This is a genomic window from Spiroplasma ixodetis (assembly GCF_040369795.1).
GTDB lineage: Bacteria > Bacillota_I > Bacilli_A > Mycoplasmatales > VBWQ01 > Spiroplasma_E > Spiroplasma_E ixodetis_B.
The window spans coordinates 1,351,683-1,369,376 of sequence record NZ_AP028955.1 but is presented as its reverse complement, the minus strand read 5'-3'; the positions used below and the strand labels follow the sequence as shown (position 1 = coordinate 1,369,376).

Here is a 17,694-nt window from a genome sequence, read left to right as displayed (position 1 = left end):
TGTATCTTTTTACAAAGTTACTAGTTTAGATTAATTCTATCTTCAAATTTTATCATAAAATGAGCAATTGCTGTATTTCAATTTTGAATGGGCAGTGTTCATTTTTTTGTTATATTTTCAATTGCTAATTAAAATATTTTAAAAACTGCCATATCATTTGGAAAAACTTTTTTATTTCTAATAACTTTTCGTAATTGACTATTAACAGATTCAATAGCATTTGTTGTATAAATCACTCTTTTGATTTCTGCAGGATAACTAATAAAAACCATTAAATTATCTCAATTTTTATATCATGATTTAGCAATTTGAGGATATTGTTTATTTCATTTACTTTCAAAATATTCTAAAGCTTGCATTTCTTGTTCTTCACTAAATGCACTATAAATTGGTTTTAAATCTGTAACTAGTGATTTTCTATGTTTGTATGAAACATATTTTAAACTATTTCTAATTTGATGAACTATGCATAATTGATGTCCGGTTTTAGGATAAACTGATTGTATTGCTTCTGACATTCCTGTTAAATTGTCACTACAAGCAATAAGAATATCATTTAAGCCTCGATTTTTCATTTCTGTGAAATTAGATAATCAAAACTTAGAACCTTCATTTTCACTAATTCATAAACCTAAAACATCTTTTTTATCTTCTAAATCAACTCCTAGTGCTATATAAACTGATTTGTTAATAATGCGTTTATCTTGTCGCACTTTAACTACTATACAATCAAAATAAACAATCGGATAAACACTTTCTAATGGCCGATTTTGTCATGCTTTAACATCATCAATAACATCATCAGTAATTTGACTAATAACACTTTCACTAATATCAGCACCATGATATAACTCTTGTAACTGCATTCTAATATCTGATAAAGTCATGCCTTTGGCATATAACGAAAGAAATTGTTGATCAAAACCATCAAATCTTCTTTGTCTTTTTGCAACTATTACTGGCTCAAAATTACTATTACGATCTCGTGGTACATTAATCTCAATTTTACCTTAGACATATTATTTTTTGTTTTACAAAATTTATTTATTTTTCATAAAATTAGTTTTTTTACTCTTATTAAAGTCAAAATACTATAATTTTAATAATCTATTTTATAATTAATTTATAGTAAAAAATGCTTTTAACCAATAATTATCGCTAATACTAAAGTTTTTTTACAATTAATAATAATTTCCAAAAAGAAGAAGTTTCAAATATTATGTGTTAGAATAAGAATACAAGATTCACACTATCACATCTTGTCCCATAAGTGTTTAACTAAGTTTTTGATTATAAAATTAATATTTAAAAAATTAGAAAAAATATAGGATTTTATCCCTTTATGTACTATTTTTAAATTTTATCACATAAATGGAGATAAAAGCCTATCTAGGAAATTATCCCCGCATGCATCTAAATCAAACACAAAATTATAGTTTCAAAACTAGGTATCTTATTGAATTTATATGCAGCTTCTTTTGCGTATAAATGAATATTGTGTTTTGAAACTTTTATGTGTTTTCGGAAAGTTCGTCGGATGTGTTTTCATGCAGATTCAATCTGGTTTGTGTTTACACCTGTTGATGACACATACCCAACTTCATGATTTACGATTTCATGTTTGTGATAGAAGTTTTTTGAAACTTCTATATCCCTTCCAAGAATCCGTAAATAGACAACACCCAGTAGAAATGTGTTTCAATGCAAATCATAAAAGGTTTTTCTCATCTGCTTTTTTCAATACTTTCACAATTAGTTTGTTGCTGGTTTTCTCATAAACTCCAACAATCAAGGTTTTATTCAACAAGGATCTTCCTTGTTTTTTAAAACCTACATGTGAAAGATACATTTCATTCATCTGTGCTGTGCCATCATCAATGAATCCTGCATCTTGATTCCAAATTATAGTTCTGATTTCATGACCCATTCTTCAAGCTGTTTTATATGTCACGCCCAATTCCCTTGCAACATCTGTTGGTGCTATACCATGCTTTGTGTTTATTCATCTAAAGATGAGATAAAACCAAGATGTCAAAGGTGTTTGTGACTTGTGAAAAATGGTGTCATGAAGAATACTAAATGTTTGATGACATTTTAAACATCTTATTCTTCTCAAATCCGAAACATTCAAACTAGAAGAAGCACACCTTATAAATTTCATCACTTTCAACTTCGCTATATATTTCAAACAATCGTTTTCATTTTGAAATATGCTATTGAATTCATTTCAATTCATTTTTTCCTCCACACTAGTACATGTGGGGATAATTTCCAAAATATAAAAGTTTATAAAAAACTTGCATAACAAATTATACTTATTTAAAAATTATTAGACTCCCTTGTATAAAAGACATATTCCGTAAATAAATTTTTTAAAAGTCAATTAATAATTTAAAATTTATTTTATAATTTCTTTATTAATAAAAAAATAAGGTGTTGATAAAAATTAATTTTGAAAATTTAAAAAAATTAAAAAATGAACCATTTTATAGATATTTTGTTATAAAACGTTTTCATTTTGATGAAATGTTAACAAAATTAATTGAAATAGAAAATTTAAAAAAAACTAAAGGTAGAAAATATAAACTTTCAGTTGAAGAAAGATTGATGATGACTTTAGTATACTGAAAAGAATATTATACTTTTTTCCAAATGAGTATTAAATATAAAATGAGTGCATCAAGTTGTTTTCGAAATATTACTTGAGTAGAAAATAAACTTAGTGATGACAAAGATTATCAGTTTTTAAAAAAAATATAAATCAAAAATTGAGAAAAAACAAGAAGATTTAAATGAATTTCAATTTTATTTAATTGATTAAACTGAAATTGAAATTGAAAGACCAACTAAAAAAAACTACAGTTAGAATATTTTTCTGGTAAAAGTTGAATGTTTTCTATAAAATTTCAAATTATACATGACTTTTTTAATAAAAAAATTGTTGATATTTTTGCTGATAATGGAAAAGTACATGATTTTCAAATATTAAAAAATTCAAATCTTGAATTTTCAGAAAAAACAATAATTATTGGTGATTTGGGATATCAAGGAATACAAAATATTTATAAAAATACTATATTACCAATTAAAAAAACTAAAAATAAAAAATTAACTAAACAAGAAAAAATCTACAATAAAATTATTTCAAAAATTATAATTAAAGTTGAACATGTTTTTGCTTGATTAAAAAGATTCAAAATTTTAATAAATAAATGTAGAAAAAGTATATTTAGACTTATGTACTTAAGATTTAACTTACTTTGTGAAATTTTTAATAAAACAAAACCATTAAAATAAAAAAATATTAAAAATATTTTTTTAAAAATTTAAATTTTTATCAAGTTAATATAAAAATAATATTAACAATTTTTGTGTTTGAAATATAAATTTATTTTTAAAGTATTTTTTTAAAAATATTAACTTCTATAATTATTGACACTAAAAAATTTATAAATATTATTATTGACAATTGATTAAATTTATTTACGGAATATGTCTAAAGAATTTGAGATAAAATATGAGCATTACTTCAATTTTAAAGTATATGTTGATGTTATATATATATATCTAAATAAAGTAATGTTTACTCATATCTTGAAAAACAAAATCAATAGCTTTTTTAATATTTGGTCAATAATTTGGTAATATTTTTCTTATATTATGTTTTATAGCAAATCAAAAATGTTCAATTGGATTTAAATTAGGAGAATATGGTGGAAGAAATAATAGTTTGCATCCAGCATTTTCAATTAATTGTTGTGTTAATTTAGATTTATGAAACGTTGCATTATCTAAAACTATAATTTGTCCACGCTTTAATACTGGAATTAGTATATTTTTTACATATGATTCAAAAATTTTACTGTTGCAATGTCCTTCAAATGCTCATAGGGCTTTTAATTTACCTTTATTTAGCGAACCAATTATACTCATTCTTTTTATTTTATATGCGGATTTATTATCAAATAATCTTTTACCTTTTTCAGATCAACCATATTTATAAAATTCATTATCATCAATTCCAGATTCATCAATATATACTAAATCTTCATTCATTATTTTAGCTATTTCTTTTAAAAAATCTTCTTGTTTATTTTTATCTCTTTGTTCATATAGAAAAGTTTTTTTATATGTATAATTTAGTTTTTTGAAATAGTTATAAAATATTTCTTTAATCATATCACCAAATTTTTCAATTACTTTTCGAACTGTAACATCTTTATTTTGCGCTAAATAATTTTTTTATTAATCTAAATCCTTTATTTTGTGGCTATGTCCTTTTTGATAATTCAAAATTGGTTTTATATGCCCAGTTTCTTTTTTTCTTTTTCTTCATAAGAATAAAGTCTTTCTAGTAATATTGAACACTTTACAAATTTCTTTAATTTTCATGTTTTTACTTTCATAGGTTTCTATTACTTTTCTTCGTAAGTCTTCACTGTATGGTTTTGGCATAATTTATTCTTCCTAATCTATTTTAAATATTGCTGAATTGTACTTTTAAATTCAAAAACTGTTTAAATTACATATTATTATTTTACATTATTTATGAGTAAATATTACTTTAGTTAGTTATAAATATAATAATAGCAGCCTACTTTAAAATCATTAAATAATTTTAAAAATAACATTTTAGAATTTAAATTTAATAATATTTTTTAACTTGTTTAAAAAATATTAAAATTGGTAATTTTTACTAAAATTTAAAAAAGTCATTTATAATGATAGAAGATTAAAAGAGATAACTGACTTTTAAAATATATTTTAATTAAAAGTTATCAAATTATAAAAGAAAGTTAGGTGCCAAATAATGTTAATTAATATAACAACTAATAATTGCATCATTAAAATAGAGGTTTTTTATTTCAATGTTTCATTGATGCAAACTTAACTATTGAACAAAAAAATACATCTTATTATCTAATGATTTAAAAAACTAAAGTTAATAGTCATTTTTTAACTTGTTTAAAAAAATATTAAAATTGGTAATTTTTACTAAAATTTAAAAAAGTCATTTATAATGATAGAATATTAAAGAAGATAGTTGACCTTAAAACACTTTTTAATTACATTATTAAAACTACAAAAAAAGAAAGTTAGGTGCCAAATAATGTTAATTAATATAACAACTAATAATTACATCATTAAAATAGAGGTTTTTTATTTCAATGTTTCATTGATGCAAACTTAACTATTGAACAAAAAATACATATGATTATCTAATGATTTAAAAAATTTTTAAATATTTTTTCAAGTTATTTAAAAAACTAAAGTTAATAGTCATTTTTTAACTTGTTTAAAAAAATATTAAAATTGGTAATTTTTACTAAAATTTAAAAAAGTCATTTATAATGATAGAATATTAAAGAAGATAGTTGACCTTAAAACACTTTTTAATTAAATTATTAAAACTACAAAAAAAAGAAAGTTAGGTGCCAAATAATGTTAATTAACAAAACAGCTGATGAGTGTATCATTGAAACTGGCGGTGCTTTATTCCAATGTTTCGTTGATACAAATTTAACTGTTGATCAAAAAAAAATGTGTATAAATTGAATTGTTTTATTTTTAAACTATCAAGACGCAGTTATTCTTTGTGATGAAGAAAAAATTAATAGTTTACAAAAAGAACTTTCAGAAACATTCACAACAGATTATTATAAAAATGCTTTAAAAGAATTTAATAATGCAAATCTTATATATAAAAAAACTATACTTACCAATTTTAAAAACATATGTTTGGAAAATACTTCACAAGATATTATTAATATTATCACTCAATTCCATCAGTCATTTATTAAAACAATAGATGAACATAAAAAATCACTTACCTTTTTGAATTTAAATAAAATATATGAAAATCTTTTATTATTATTTTTTATAATTCACTACCATTTAGGCTATCAATTTAAACAAGAATTAATTCCAATCATTAGAAGTTTCACTAATATGATTAAAATCCCTATTTATATTGAACAAAATGATAGTCATGTTAAAATGTTATTAATGAAAAAAAATTTGCAAGATAATGAACAATTATTTGAAGATCTTGAATTAATTCAATTGAGAAATTTTATTCATAGTTTAGATGATATATTTGATAATGGTCTTAATATTAGTAGTGCCATTGAAAAATTAATATTAAGTAGACCACATAAAATAAAACATTCAATGAATATGTTATTTAAAAAACACGGTATTAAACTACAAGAAATACTTTGAAAAAATAACAAAGAAAGTAATCCTACCATTGGCAATATGATTATGCACTTATTTGCTTATGAAACATATTATGTGCAAAGAAATCACAACTATGAAACATATGAACAACTAGTATTAAATAATGTTTTAACAGATCCTCTTTTTCAAAAAATATTTGTTGAATATAAAGCAAAAAATCAAATTAATAAGGTTATTTAAAAATAATAAGGAAATTATGGAATGGCAACCTTTTTTAGGACTGTTTTTTGGTAGACATTTGTGTTTGGTGTTTTATGGGGGTTAAGTAGTTTAGAGTGCCGTGGATTCTTATGTTGTTGTATCAATTGATATAATCAAATAATTATAATTTTAATTGGATCAATGATGTAAAATTTTTATCATTAATAAATTATGTTTTGAAAGTTTTGAAAGTCGCTTCAGCAACAGCGTTATCATAAGGACAACCTTTTTTGCTTAAAGAGCGGGTAATATTGAAGGCTAATAAAAGTTTATCAATAGTTTTATTATTAAATTCATTACCGCGATCGCTATGAAATATTTGAATATTTTTTAAACAACGATTTGAGCACATAAATGCTTGATATACTAATGATGCATCTTTTTTAGTACCTAAACTATGTCCAATAATTTCGCGATTGTACAGGTCGATTAATAAGCAAATATAGTTTTATTTACCATTAACTTGAACATAAGTTAAATCACTAACAATAACTTCATTTTTAAGCCTATTATTAAAGTATCTATTAACAAGATTAGTAATTTGACTATCATTGACTTTATTATGATAATTTTTGTATGATAATTTAGTGTATTTTGATATTAAATTATGTTGATTCATAATTTTTTTAATTTTTCGTCTTGATAAATTAATTTTCTTTTTTTTAGAACAACTTTTAATCTTCTTGTTCCATAAGCTTCTTTATTTTCTTTAAAAGCACTAATAACAGCTTCATCATACATATTATTTTTAATTTTATCTTCTTTTTTCTTGAAATTAAAATAATATGTTGATTTAGAGAATTTTAAAAAACGACACATTGTACGAATTTTATATTTAACTTTATTTTTAGTAATAATTTCTATTTTCTTCCTATTATTAGTGCTGCTTGCTTTAAAATATCATTTTCTATTCTTAATTGTTTTAATTCTTTTCTTAATTTAATTAATTCATTTTCTTCAACAGAACGGTTATCTTTGGTTTTAAAACTGCCTGAATTAGTAAATTGCTTAATTCAATTATAAGTAGCTGCTCTTGTAACATTGTACTCTTTAGCAAGACAAGACACTGACTTACCACTTTGATATAACGCTACTATTTGTTTTTTAAATTCATCTGAATATGATTTAATATTGGCCATAATTATAATTCCTTTCTTTTAACTAATTTGTTCACTTGTCTACGTAATTAGTGTCCAATAAAGTGTAATCCATCCATTATCCACGCTAGTACATGTGGGGATAATTTCCATAATAATTTATGTAATGAAAATTTAGAAAATATACAATTTTAACAAATAACTACATGAAATAAATATTTACAAAAAGAAATTAACAGTAATACCACTAATTATTTTTTTGACAAAAAAAGAAGAAGTAATACTTTTTAATCAATATTATATTAATTTTACAATAAAAATGTACCTTTAAGTTTTTAGGTATATCTAACTAAAGTAATGTTTACTCATAAATAATGTAAAATAATAATATGTAATTTAAACAGTTTTTGAATTTAAAAGTACAATTCAGCAATATTTAAAATAGATTAGGAAGATTAAATTATGCCAAAACCATACAGTGAAGACTTACGAAGAAAAGTAATAGAAGCCTATGAAAGTACAAACATGAAAATTAAAGAAATTTGTAAATTGTTCAATATTACTAGAAAGACTTTATTCTTATGAAGAAAAAGAAAAAAAGAAACTGGGCATATAAAACCAATTTTGAATTATCAAAAAGGACATAGCCACAAAATAAAGGATTTAGATTAATAAAAAAATTATTTAGCGCAAAATGAAGATATTACAGTTCAAAAAGTAATTGAAAAATTTGGTGATATGACTAAAGAAACAGTTTATAACTATTTCAAAAAACTAAATTATACATATAAAAAAACTTTTCTATATGAACAAAGAGATAAAAACAAACAAGAAGATTTTTTAAAAGAAATAGCTAAAATAATGAATGAAGATTTAGTATTATATATTGATGAATCTGGAATTGATGATAATGAATTTTATAAATATGGTTGATCTGAAAAAGGTAAAATATTATTTGATAATAAACCCGCATATAAAATAAAAAGAATGAGTATAATTGGTTCACTAAATAAAGGCAAATTAAAAGCCCTATGAGCATTTGAAGGACATTGCAACAGTAAAATTTTTGAATCATATGTAAAAAGATACACAGATTTTTAAAAAGCCTCAAAAGATGTTTTAGGTTTATGAATTAGTGAAAATGAAGGTTCTAAGTTTTGATTATCTAATTTCACAGAAATGAAAAATCGAGGCTTAAATGATATTCTTATTGCTTGTAGTGACAATTTAACAGGAATGTCAGAAGCAATACAATTAGTTTATCCTAAAACCGAACATCAATTATGCATAGTTCATCAAATTAGAAATAGTTTAAAATATGTTTCATACAAACATAGAAAATCACTAGTTACAGATTTAAAACCAATTTATAGTGCATGTAGCGAAGAACAAGCAATGCAAGTTTTAGAATCTTTTGAAAGTAAATGAAATAAACAATATCCTCAAATTGCTAAATCATGATATAAAAATTGAGATAATTTAATGGTTTTTATTAGTTATCCTGCAGAAATCAAAAGAGTTATTTATACAACAAATGCTATTGAATCTGTTAATAGTCAATTACGAAAAGTTATTATAAATAAAAAAGTTTTTCCAAATGATATGGCAGTTTTTAAAATATTTTACTTAGCAATTGAAAATATAACAAAAAAATGAACACTGCCCATTCAAAATTGAAATACAGCAATTGCTCATTTTATGATAAAATTCGAAGATAGAATTAATCTAAACTAGTAACTTTGTAAAAAGATACACAGATTTTTAAAAAGCCTCTATTATTCCGTGTTTTGGAATACAATTTCCTGCAAAAGCAAAGGAATTTTTTGTTCAGCATCAGAAGAATGACCATGATATTGTGAAACACCTCCATGATCAGAACTAATAATTAATAAGGTATCTTCTCGCATTTCTAAATCTTTTAAATTTTCAATAGTACCTACAATATATTTATCAGTCTGACTAATCGCTTGATAATATTCTTCGCTATTTCATTCACGTTAATGACCTGCTAAATCAGGATTAACATAATAAAAAAATGAAAATAAAGGTTTATTAATTAATACATTTTTCGTATTTTCAAAAGTTTGTTTATCATTTCCTGTTGCACAATAATTACCATTATTACTAATTAAAGTTTTTATATTTTCTTGCCCTTTGGGCTGAAAATTAGCAATCATTTGACCTTCACTAGCATAACCAAATATTTTTTTTGAAGGACCATACTTATCAATAATAGAACTAAAAATACTTATTTGATCAGATTTTACTTCAGCATGAACAGTATGATGAACATTCCACAAATCTTGATCAACAACACCATGCTTAATAGGATCTTGTAACAAACATAACACTTGCTCAATTTGAAGCAGAATAAGTTGGTAAAACATCACGTGCTTCCAATGTATACGCACCATAACTACATGTTTAGGTTTTTTTGCTTTAGGAACCAATTGATTAGTTGGTTCATTTGTTAAATAATCGTTGCTATGTGGTACATAATTTAAAATTGGATCGCGATAACTATCGTAACTAATATTTATCATAATCCAAACTACTACTCACACAATATTTATTAGTAAAAAAACAATTATTTTTTTAGAATTAAACATCATAATACACCCTTTTTAATGAAATAATGATTATTAAATTTTACTATAAATAAATTTATGAAGTAATTATATATTAAATTCTTGACTTTCATCATCCTCTAACTAATAAACTAACTCCAAGAACAAAACATATTGGTACAATAATGATTAAAAAAATAATTGCAAAATAAACTTGTTCAAAAGGATGAGAAACATAAGTATTTTTAGCCGCTTCTATATCTAGTTGAACTCAATTATAAAACAAATTAATAATACCATAGTGTTTTAAACTTCAAAAACCGTTACCAAGAAAATTATTATAGTGATCATTAAAAATAGCTGTTCCGAATAGTATTAAACTAATTATTATAAAAAACAAAGTTAAAATACATAAGAATAATCCTAGTTTTTGCTTTCAATCCCAAGATGTAACTTTTTTATATTCTACATTTTTATCCATATTTAACACTTACTAAACACTAATAATATAATCAACGTTTAAAATAACCAAATATTAAAGATAAAACACTAACACCAAGAAAGATAGCAGTTAAAATTACTGTAAATACAATTCCGACAACTACTTGCGCAAGAGGATAAGTTAAAAGTTTATCACTAGTAGCATCTGTTCGCATTTGATCATAGCCAGCTTTTCTTAAAAAACTATCAAGTCCTCATACAGAAATAGCATGAAAGCCATTTCCGGCATATTGTGAACTTCCTCCGCTTGGGGCTTTAAAATTGGCTGTTGCAATTAAAATTAGTCCTAATGCTAAACAGAGCAAACTAATTACCAGTGAGGCAAAGCCAATTTTTATTCCTCAATTTTGTTTCTTAAAAAGATTTATAAGATTTTTCATTAAGGTTTCTCCTTTACTACCTAATTATTTTATTGTTTTACCAAAATAATGTATTAATTGGTATTATCACAATAAATAAATTATAGCGTAAAATTTTTTTAAATATTAAAAAAATTATGAATAAAAACATAAAAAAATCATTAGTACTTTTACTAATGATTTTTTCTATATTATTATATTATTTCTTCAATTAATACTTTAATACCAGGGCCCATTGCTGTAGTAATACTTATATTTTTAATATAAGTACTCTTAACTGCTGCGGGTTTAACTTTTCTTAAAGTGTTAAGAATTGCTAAATAGTTATCTTTTAACGCTTCTTGTGCAAATGATACTTTACCAAGAATAACATGAATATTACCTTGTTTATCAACACGATATTCAACTTTACCTTTACGAATATCAGCTATTGCTTTTTGAACATCCATTGTTACTGTTCCTAGTTTTGCTGTAGGCATTAACCCTTTTGGTCCTAATACTCTACCAATTTTTCCTAATTCACCCATCATTTCGGGTGTTGCAATAATAACATCAAAATCAAATCAACCTTTTTGAATTTTTTCAATCATCTCCTTACCGCCAACAAAATCAGTTTGACTTTCCATTGCCTCTTTTTGTTTAGTAGTAGTTATTACTAAAACACGTTGTGTTTTTCCGGTCCCTGCTGGTAAAACAATAGAACCACGTAACATTTGATCAGCATGTCTTGGATCAACATTTAAACGAAATGCTGCTTCAACTGTTGCATCAAATTTTAATGATGAAGTTTGTTTAGCTAATTCTAAAGCACGATCAATTGGATAAACTTTAGTGTTATCAACTAATTTTGCAACTGCAAGATATCTTTTACTTCTATTCATATTAAAAACCTTGCTTTCCATCTTCAACAGTAATACCCATATTCTTGGCTGTTCCTGCAACAATTTTAATTGCATCTTCTAAAGAATAAGCATTTAAATCAGGTAATTTAATTTGAGCAATTTCTGTGATTTGAGCAATAGTAAGTGTTCCTACTTTTGTTAATTTAGCATTTGATGAACCTTTTTCAAGTTTCAATGTTCTTTTTAAAAGAAATGTTGTTGGCGCAGTTTTTGTTTTAAAGTCAAAAGTTTTATCTTTATATGCTGTAATAAAAACTGGAATTGGAACTGGATTAACATCATCTTTTTGATCTTTGGTTTTATCGTTAAATTCTCTACAAAAACGTGGCATATCAATACCAAATGATGCTAAACTAGCACCTGGTTTGGCACTACCAGCTGGTAATTGAATAATACCTTCACGATTAATATTTTTTTTATCTGCCATGAGCAACTCCTCCTAAATGGATTCTCACTGTGGTCCAAACGAATAAATCTTCCACAAGTTTAAACATAATTAAAGTCTATTTATATATATAAATAGTACTTTACAAATAATAACATCATTATAATTAGTAGTCAAATATATTTTAATTTTATTGGAAATTATCCCTACATGTACTAGTGTCGAGGAAAAAATGAATTGAAATGAATTCAATAGCATATTTCAAAATGAAAACGATTGTTTGAAATATATAGCGAAGTTGAAAGTAATGAAATGTATCAGGTGTGCTTCTTCTAGTTTGAATGTTTCTGATTTGAGAAGAATAAGATGTTTGAAATGTCATCAAACATTTAGTATTCTTCATGACACCATTTTTCACAAGTCACAAACACCTTTGACATCTCGGTTTTATCTCATCTTTAGATGAATAAACACAAAGCATGGTATACCATCAACAGATGTTGCAAGGGAATTGGGTGTGACATATAAAAAAACTTGAAGAATGGGTCATGAAATCAGAACTAGAATTTGGAATCAAGATGCATGGTTCATTGATGATCGCACAGCACAGATGGATGAAATGTATCTTTCACATGTAGGTTTTAAAAAACAAGGAAGATCCTTGTTGAATAAAACCTTGATTGTTGGAGTTTATGAGAAAACCAGCAACAAACTAATTGTGAAAGTATTGAAAAAAGCAGATGAGAAAAACCTTTTATGATTTGCATTGAAACACATTTCTACTGGGTGTTGTCTATTTACGGATTCTTGGAAGGGATATGGAAGTTTCAAAAACTTCTATCACAAACATGAAATCGTAAATCATGAAGTTGGGTATGTGTCATCAACAGGTGTAAACACAAACCAGATTGAATCTGCATGAAAACATATCCGACGAACTTTCCGAACACACATAAAAGTTTCAAAACATAATATTCATTTATATGCAAAAGAAGCTGCATATAAATTCAATAAGATACCTATTTTTGAGGTAATGTTTAGTAATCTGTGTAACTTACAAAAATAACTATGTTTAATTAATTCTAGTAAATAAAATTAAATAACTAGAAAGAGTGAGTTACCTATGTCTAAAAAACAAAATATTAATAATAATGATCCAATATCAAAAGCAGTAGATTTATTATTAGAAAATACTGAAGATTTAACAACAGTTTTTAAAGAGGGAGGTTTATATAAAGAATTAACAAAAAGATTAGACATATTCCGTAAATAAATTTAATCAATTGTCAATAATAATATTTATAAATTTTTTAGTGTTAATAATTATAGAAGTTAATATTTTTAAAAAAATACTTTAAAAATAAATTTATATTTCAAACACAAAAATTGTTAATATTATTTTTATATTAACTTGATAAAAATTTAAATTTTTAAAAAAATATTTTTAATATTTTTTTATTTTAATGTTTTTGTTTTATTAAAAATTTCACAAAGTAAGTTAAATCTTAAGTACATAAGTATAAATATACTTTTTCTACATTTATTTATTAAAATTTTGAATCTTTTTAATAAAACAAAAACATGTTCAACTTTAATTCTAATTTTTGAAATAATTTTATTGTAGATTTTTTCTTGTTTAGTTAATTTTTTATTTTTAGTTTTTTTAATTGGTGATATAGTATTTTTATAAATATTTTGTATTCCTTGATATCCCAAATCACCAATAATTATTGTTTTTTCTGAAAATTCAAGATTTGAATTTTTTAATATTTGAAAATCATGTACTTTTCCATTATCAGCAAAAATATCAACAATTTTTTTATTAAAAAGTCATATATAATTTGAAATTTTATAGAAAACATTCAACTTTTACCAGAAAAATATTCTAACTGTAGTTTTTTTAGTTGGTCTTTCAATTTCAATTTCAGTTGAATCAATTAAATAAAATTGAAATTCATTTAAATCTTCTTGTTTTTTCTCAATTTTTGATTTATATTTTGTTTTTAAAAACTGATAATCTTTGTCATCACTAAGTTTATTTTCTACTCAAGTAATATTTCGAAAACAACTTGATGCACTCATTTTATATTTAATACTCATTTGGAAAAAAGTATAATATTCTTTTCAGTATACTAAAGTCATCATCAATCTTTCTTCAACTGAAAGTTTATATTTTCTACCTTTAGTTTTTTTTAAATTTTCTATTTCAATTAATTTTGTTAACATTTCATCAAAATGAAAACGTTTTATACCAAAATATCTATAAAATTGTTCATTTTTTAATTTTTTTAAATTTTCAAAATTCATTTTTATCAACACCTTATTAATTTATTAATAAAGAAATTATAAAATAAATTTTAAATTATTAATTGACTTTTAAAAAATTTATTTACGGAATATGTCTATTAGTTGAAAAAATGTTGAATTCTGAAATGCAAAATTATTTAGGATATGAAAAAAATCAACATAATACTAGTGAAAATGCTCGTAATGGTATAAGTTCAAAAAAATTAATAACTCAACAAGGTAAAATTGAGATTAATGTACCACGAGATCGTAATAGTAATTTTTAGCCAGTAATAGTTGCGAAAAGACAAAGAAGATTTGATGGTTTTGATCGACAAGTTCTTTCATTATATGCCAAAGGCATGACTTTATCAGATATTAGAATGCAGTTACAATAGTTATATCATGGTACTGATATTAGTGAAAGTGTTATTAGTCAAATTACTGATGATGTTATTGATGATGTTAAAGCATGACAAAATCGGCCATTAGAAAGTGTTTATCCGATTGTTTATTTTGATTGTATAGTAGTTAAATTACGACAAGATAAACTCATTATTAACAAATCAGTTTATATAGCACTAGGAGTTGATTTAGAAGGCAAAAAAGATGTTTTAGGTTTATGAATTAGTGAAAATGAAGGTTCTAAGTTTTGATTATCTAATTTCACAGAAATGAAAAATCGAGGCTTAAATGATATTCTTATCGCTTGTAGTGACAATTTAACAGGAATGTCAGAAGCGATACAATCAGTTTATCCTAAAACCGAACATCAATTATTCATAGTTCATCAAATTAGAAATAGTTTAAAATATGTTTCATACAAACATAGAAAATCACTAGTTACAGATTTAAAACCAATTTATAGTGCATGTAGTGAAGAACAAGCAATGCAAGCTTTAGAATCTTTTGAAAGTAAATGAAATAAACAATATCCTCAAATTGCTAAATCATGATATAAAAATTGAGATAATTTAATGGTTTTTATTAGTTATCCTGCATAAATCAAAAGAGTGATTTATGCAACAAATGCTATTTAATCTGTTATTAGTCAATTACGAAAAGTTATTAGAAATAAAAAAGTTTTTCCAAATGATATGGCAGTTTTTAAAATATTTTACTTAGCAATTGAAAATATAACAAAAAAATGAACACTGCCCATTCAAAATTGAAATACAGCAATTGCTCATTTTATGATAAAATTTGAAGATAGAATTAATCTAAACTAGTAACTTTTTAAAAAGATACACAGATTTTTAAAAAGCCTCGACAGTTTTGATCGACAAGTTCTTTCATTATATGCCAAAGGCATGACTTTATCAGATATTAGAATGCAGTTACAATAGTTATATCATGGTGCTGATATTAGTGAAATTGTTATTAGTCAAATTACTGATGATTTTATTGATGATGTTAAAGCATGACAAAATCGGCCATTAGAAAGTGTTTATCCGATTGTTTATTTTGATTGTATAGTAGTTAAAGTACGACAAGATAAACTAATTATTAACAAATCAGTTTATATAGCACTAGGAGTTGATTTAGAAGGTAAAAAAGATGTTTTAGGCTTATGAATTAGTGAAAATGAATGTTCTAAGTTTTGATTATCTAATTTCACAGAAATGAAAAATCGAGACTTAAATGATATTCTTATTGCTTGTAGTGACAATTTAACAGTAATGTCAGAAGCAATACAATCAGTTTATCCTAAAACCGAACATCAATTATGCATAGTTCATCAAATTAGAAATAGTTTAAAATATGTTTCATACAAACATAGAAAATCACTAGTTACAGATTTAAAACCAATTTATAGTGCATGTAGTGAAGAACAAGCAATGCAAGCTTTAGAATCTTTTGAAAGTAAATGAAATAAACAATATCATCAAATTGGAGGCTTTTCAAAAAGCCTCATTTTTGAAACTATAATTTTGTGTTTGATTTAGATACATGTGGGGATAATTTCCTAGATAGGCTTTTATCTCCATTTATGTGATAAAATTTAAAAATAGTACATAAAGGGATAAAAGCCATTTTATTTTACATAAAAATTAAATAATTTAAACTAAACTTTAATTTTTTTACAACTATCATATTCTACTTTAATTTCGGTTTGACGACCAAACATATCAACAGAAACTGTTGCAACACCCTTATCTTCATCTAATTTAATAACTTGTCCTTCTCGGCCTTGTAAAGCACCAGAAGTAATATGAACAAAATCATTTAACTCAAAATCACGAATAATTTTTTTTGTCTCTTTAACTTTAGGTTGTGATGAATTTTTAGAATTACGATATAACATTTCATTAACTTCTTTAGTAGAAAGTGGAGTCGGTGGTACACCTTTACCACTAGAACCAATAAAACCATTAATCCCTGTTGTATTACGAATATCATATCAAGTATCTTCGGTTAAAATCATATGAACAAAAATATAACCAGGAAAAATATTTTTTTCAGTTATTTTTTTATCTTTATCTGGTATTGCTTCTTTAACAACCCTAACTTGAAAAATATTATCTTTTAAATTTAATTTTTTTTCAATTTTATTTTTCAAATCAGCAGCAACCTTATCTTCATGACCTTTGTTACAATTAACAATATATCATTGTGCTTGCTCAATTCGACGATGTTTATGTGTTTCTTCTAATGATGTAGTTTTCACTAAAGGGGTTTCTTTTTTTATTCTTTCGCTCATTTTTTGGCATCTCCATTTTTTACATTATTTTTAATAAAGGTAATACAAATAGTAATAACTGCTCAATTCCATAAAAGAATAGTGCTAAGACAGCAATAAATAATACTGTTGTAATAAATTTATTATTTAATTGTTTTCTTGGTGTTCAACGAGTTCTTCTAATTTCTCTTGATAAGTATAAGAAAAAATATTTATGATAAGTTCTCGCTTCTTTTTTATAATAAAAACGTTCTTCAGGCGTACGATTTTTACGTTCTTTTTCTCAAATTTCGCTAATATTAACCTTTTTATTTTTATCGGCTGTTCGTGGATCAAAACTTGGTTTTCCTTCAGAAGTTCTTTTTGTTCTTAAAGGTTTAATTTTACGTAAAATATTAAATTTACTTTTTAAAAGAGCCAATTTTTCAGGATTAATTTTTGGTTTTTCTTTTGATTTGTCTTCTGCACTCATGAAA

The 17,694-nt window shown here is 24.1% G+C and carries 24 protein-coding genes and 2 pseudogenes; 11 read left to right on the top strand and 15 right to left on the bottom strand.

Features of this window, described 5'->3' with window-relative positions:
- Positions 1-128: 128 nt before the first annotated feature.
- Both ABWV63_RS09720 and ABWV63_RS09715 read right to left on the bottom strand, forming a co-directional pair.
- Entirely contained in the window at positions 129-956 is an 828-nt protein-coding gene (locus ABWV63_RS09720; protein WP_353307246.1) for an IS256 family transposase, read from the bottom strand.
- A 506-nt stretch (positions 957-1,462) separates the two neighbouring features.
- Positions 1,463-2,236 carry an IS1595 family transposase gene (locus tag ABWV63_RS09715; protein ID WP_353306190.1) on the bottom strand — a complete coding sequence of 258 codons (774 nt, stop codon included), beginning with the start codon at positions 2,234-2,236 and terminating at the stop codon, positions 1,463-1,465.
- A gap of 200 nt (positions 2,237-2,436) precedes the next feature.
- Between ABWV63_RS09715 and ABWV63_RS09710 the strand changes: the two genes are divergently transcribed.
- Positions 2,437-2,760, top strand: a complete 324-nt coding sequence (locus ABWV63_RS09710) for a transposase family protein (protein ID WP_353306189.1) — start codon at positions 2,437-2,439, stop codon at positions 2,758-2,760.
- Between the two features lie 129 nt (positions 2,761-2,889).
- Positions 2,890-3,297, top strand: coding sequence for a transposase family protein (locus tag ABWV63_RS09705; RefSeq protein ID WP_353306188.1), 408 nt, complete (start codon positions 2,890-2,892; stop codon positions 3,295-3,297).
- Between the two features lie 270 nt (positions 3,298-3,567).
- Here ABWV63_RS09705 and ABWV63_RS09700 read toward each other — a convergent pair whose 3' ends face one another.
- Positions 3,568-4,179, bottom strand: coding sequence for an IS630 family transposase (locus tag ABWV63_RS09700; protein ID WP_353306187.1), 612 nt, complete (start codon positions 4,177-4,179; stop codon positions 3,568-3,570).
- Between the two features lie 66 nt (positions 4,180-4,245).
- Positions 4,246-4,455: an IS630 transposase-related protein gene (locus tag ABWV63_RS09695; RefSeq protein WP_353306186.1), complete on the bottom strand. Its 210-nt coding sequence runs from the start codon at positions 4,453-4,455 to the stop codon at positions 4,246-4,248.
- Positions 4,456-5,442: 987 nt separating this feature from the next.
- On the opposite strand from ABWV63_RS09695, the gene ABWV63_RS09690 reads away from it, so the two are divergent.
- Positions 5,443-6,420, top strand: a complete 978-nt coding sequence (locus tag ABWV63_RS09690) for a hypothetical protein (RefSeq protein WP_353306185.1) — start codon at positions 5,443-5,445, stop codon at positions 6,418-6,420.
- Between the two features lie 34 nt (positions 6,421-6,454).
- Here the strand turns inward: ABWV63_RS09690 and ABWV63_RS09685 are convergent.
- A pseudogene (locus ABWV63_RS09685) lies at positions 6,455-7,580 on the bottom strand (IS3 family transposase).
- Between the two features lie 420 nt (positions 7,581-8,000).
- On the opposite strand from ABWV63_RS09685, the gene ABWV63_RS09680 reads away from it, so the two are divergent.
- The 3 genes from ABWV63_RS09680 to ABWV63_RS09670 all read left to right on the top strand — a co-directional run bounded on the left by ABWV63_RS09680 (position 8,001) and on the right by ABWV63_RS09670 (position 9,272).
- The gene (locus ABWV63_RS09680) at positions 8,001-8,210 is read left to right on the top strand and encodes an IS630 transposase-related protein (RefSeq protein WP_353306184.1); all 210 of its coding nucleotides are present in this window, start codon (positions 8,001-8,003) and stop codon (positions 8,208-8,210) included.
- 66 nt (positions 8,211-8,276) lie between these two features.
- On the top strand, positions 8,277-8,639 hold the full coding sequence (locus tag ABWV63_RS09675; RefSeq protein ID WP_353306183.1) for a transposase: 363 nt from the start codon (positions 8,277-8,279) through the stop codon (positions 8,637-8,639).
- A 78-nt stretch (positions 8,640-8,717) separates the two neighbouring features.
- Positions 8,718-9,272: a transposase gene (locus ABWV63_RS09670; RefSeq protein WP_353306182.1), complete on the top strand. Its 555-nt coding sequence runs from the start codon at positions 8,718-8,720 to the stop codon at positions 9,270-9,272.
- A gap of 41 nt (positions 9,273-9,313) precedes the next feature.
- On the opposite strand, the gene ABWV63_RS09665 is transcribed toward ABWV63_RS09670, so the two are convergent.
- From ABWV63_RS09665 to rplK, 6 genes are all read right to left on the bottom strand, one after another.
- Positions 9,314-9,469, bottom strand: a complete 156-nt coding sequence (locus tag ABWV63_RS09665) for a hypothetical protein (protein WP_353307245.1) — start codon at positions 9,467-9,469, stop codon at positions 9,314-9,316.
- Positions 9,470-9,535: 66 nt separating this feature from the next.
- Complete coding sequence (locus tag ABWV63_RS09660; RefSeq protein WP_353306181.1) at positions 9,536-10,147, bottom strand: hypothetical protein; 612 nt, start codon at positions 10,145-10,147, stop codon at positions 9,536-9,538.
- 73 nt (positions 10,148-10,220) lie between these two features.
- The gene (locus ABWV63_RS09655; RefSeq protein ID WP_353306180.1) at positions 10,221-10,595 is read right to left on the bottom strand and encodes a hypothetical protein; all 375 of its coding nucleotides are present in this window, start codon (positions 10,593-10,595) and stop codon (positions 10,221-10,223) included.
- A 10-nt stretch (positions 10,596-10,605) separates the two neighbouring features.
- The gene (locus tag ABWV63_RS09650; protein ID WP_353306179.1) at positions 10,606-10,986 is read right to left on the bottom strand and encodes a hypothetical protein; all 381 of its coding nucleotides are present in this window, start codon (positions 10,984-10,986) and stop codon (positions 10,606-10,608) included.
- Between the two features lie 173 nt (positions 10,987-11,159).
- Positions 11,160-11,846: a 50S ribosomal protein L1 gene (rplA, locus tag ABWV63_RS09645; RefSeq protein ID WP_353306178.1), complete on the bottom strand. Its 687-nt coding sequence runs from the start codon at positions 11,844-11,846 to the stop codon at positions 11,160-11,162.
- 1 nt (position 11,847) lies between these two features.
- Positions 11,848-12,294 carry a 50S ribosomal protein L11 gene (gene rplK / locus ABWV63_RS09640; protein WP_353306177.1) on the bottom strand — a complete coding sequence of 149 codons (447 nt, stop codon included), beginning with the start codon at positions 12,292-12,294 and terminating at the stop codon, positions 11,848-11,850.
- 190 nt (positions 12,295-12,484) lie between these two features.
- On the opposite strand from rplK, the gene ABWV63_RS09635 reads away from it, so the two are divergent.
- Both ABWV63_RS09635 and ABWV63_RS09630 read left to right on the top strand, forming a co-directional pair.
- A complete protein-coding gene (locus tag ABWV63_RS09635; protein WP_353306176.1) occupies positions 12,485-13,318 on the top strand; it encodes an IS1595 family transposase in 834 nt (277 codons plus the stop codon).
- Between the two features lie 57 nt (positions 13,319-13,375).
- Entirely contained in the window at positions 13,376-13,525 is a 150-nt protein-coding gene (locus ABWV63_RS09630) for a hypothetical protein (protein WP_353306175.1), read from the top strand.
- A 182-nt stretch (positions 13,526-13,707) separates the two neighbouring features.
- Here ABWV63_RS09630 and ABWV63_RS09625 read toward each other — a convergent pair whose 3' ends face one another.
- Positions 13,708-14,118, bottom strand: coding sequence for a transposase family protein (locus ABWV63_RS09625; RefSeq protein ID WP_353306174.1), 411 nt, complete (start codon positions 14,116-14,118; stop codon positions 13,708-13,710).
- A gap of 3 nt (positions 14,119-14,121) precedes the next feature.
- On the bottom strand, positions 14,122-14,559 hold the full coding sequence (locus ABWV63_RS09620; protein ID WP_353305692.1) for a transposase family protein: 438 nt from the start codon (positions 14,557-14,559) through the stop codon (positions 14,122-14,124).
- Positions 14,560-14,669: 110 nt separating this feature from the next.
- On the opposite strand from ABWV63_RS09620, the pseudogene ABWV63_RS09615 reads away from it, so the two are divergent.
- From ABWV63_RS09615 to ABWV63_RS09605, 3 genes and pseudogenes are all read left to right on the top strand, one after another.
- Positions 14,670-15,542, top strand: a pseudogene (locus ABWV63_RS09615) (IS256 family transposase).
- Between the two features lie 93 nt (positions 15,543-15,635).
- Positions 15,636-15,767, top strand: a complete 132-nt coding sequence (locus tag ABWV63_RS09610) for a hypothetical protein (protein ID WP_255495882.1) — start codon at positions 15,636-15,638, stop codon at positions 15,765-15,767.
- Positions 15,768-15,884: 117 nt separating this feature from the next.
- Positions 15,885-16,484 carry a transposase gene (locus ABWV63_RS09605; protein WP_353307244.1) on the top strand — a complete coding sequence of 200 codons (600 nt, stop codon included), beginning with the start codon at positions 15,885-15,887 and terminating at the stop codon, positions 16,482-16,484.
- Between the two features lie 119 nt (positions 16,485-16,603).
- On the opposite strand, the gene ABWV63_RS09600 is transcribed toward ABWV63_RS09605, so the two are convergent.
- Both ABWV63_RS09600 and secE read right to left on the bottom strand, forming a co-directional pair.
- Positions 16,604-17,239, bottom strand: a complete 636-nt coding sequence (locus ABWV63_RS09600) for a transcription termination/antitermination protein NusG (RefSeq protein ID WP_353306173.1) — start codon at positions 17,237-17,239, stop codon at positions 16,604-16,606.
- A gap of 19 nt (positions 17,240-17,258) precedes the next feature.
- Positions 17,259-17,690, bottom strand: coding sequence for a preprotein translocase subunit SecE (secE, locus tag ABWV63_RS09595; protein ID WP_174481440.1), 432 nt, complete (start codon positions 17,688-17,690; stop codon positions 17,259-17,261).
- Positions 17,691-17,694: the final 4 nt, after the last annotated feature.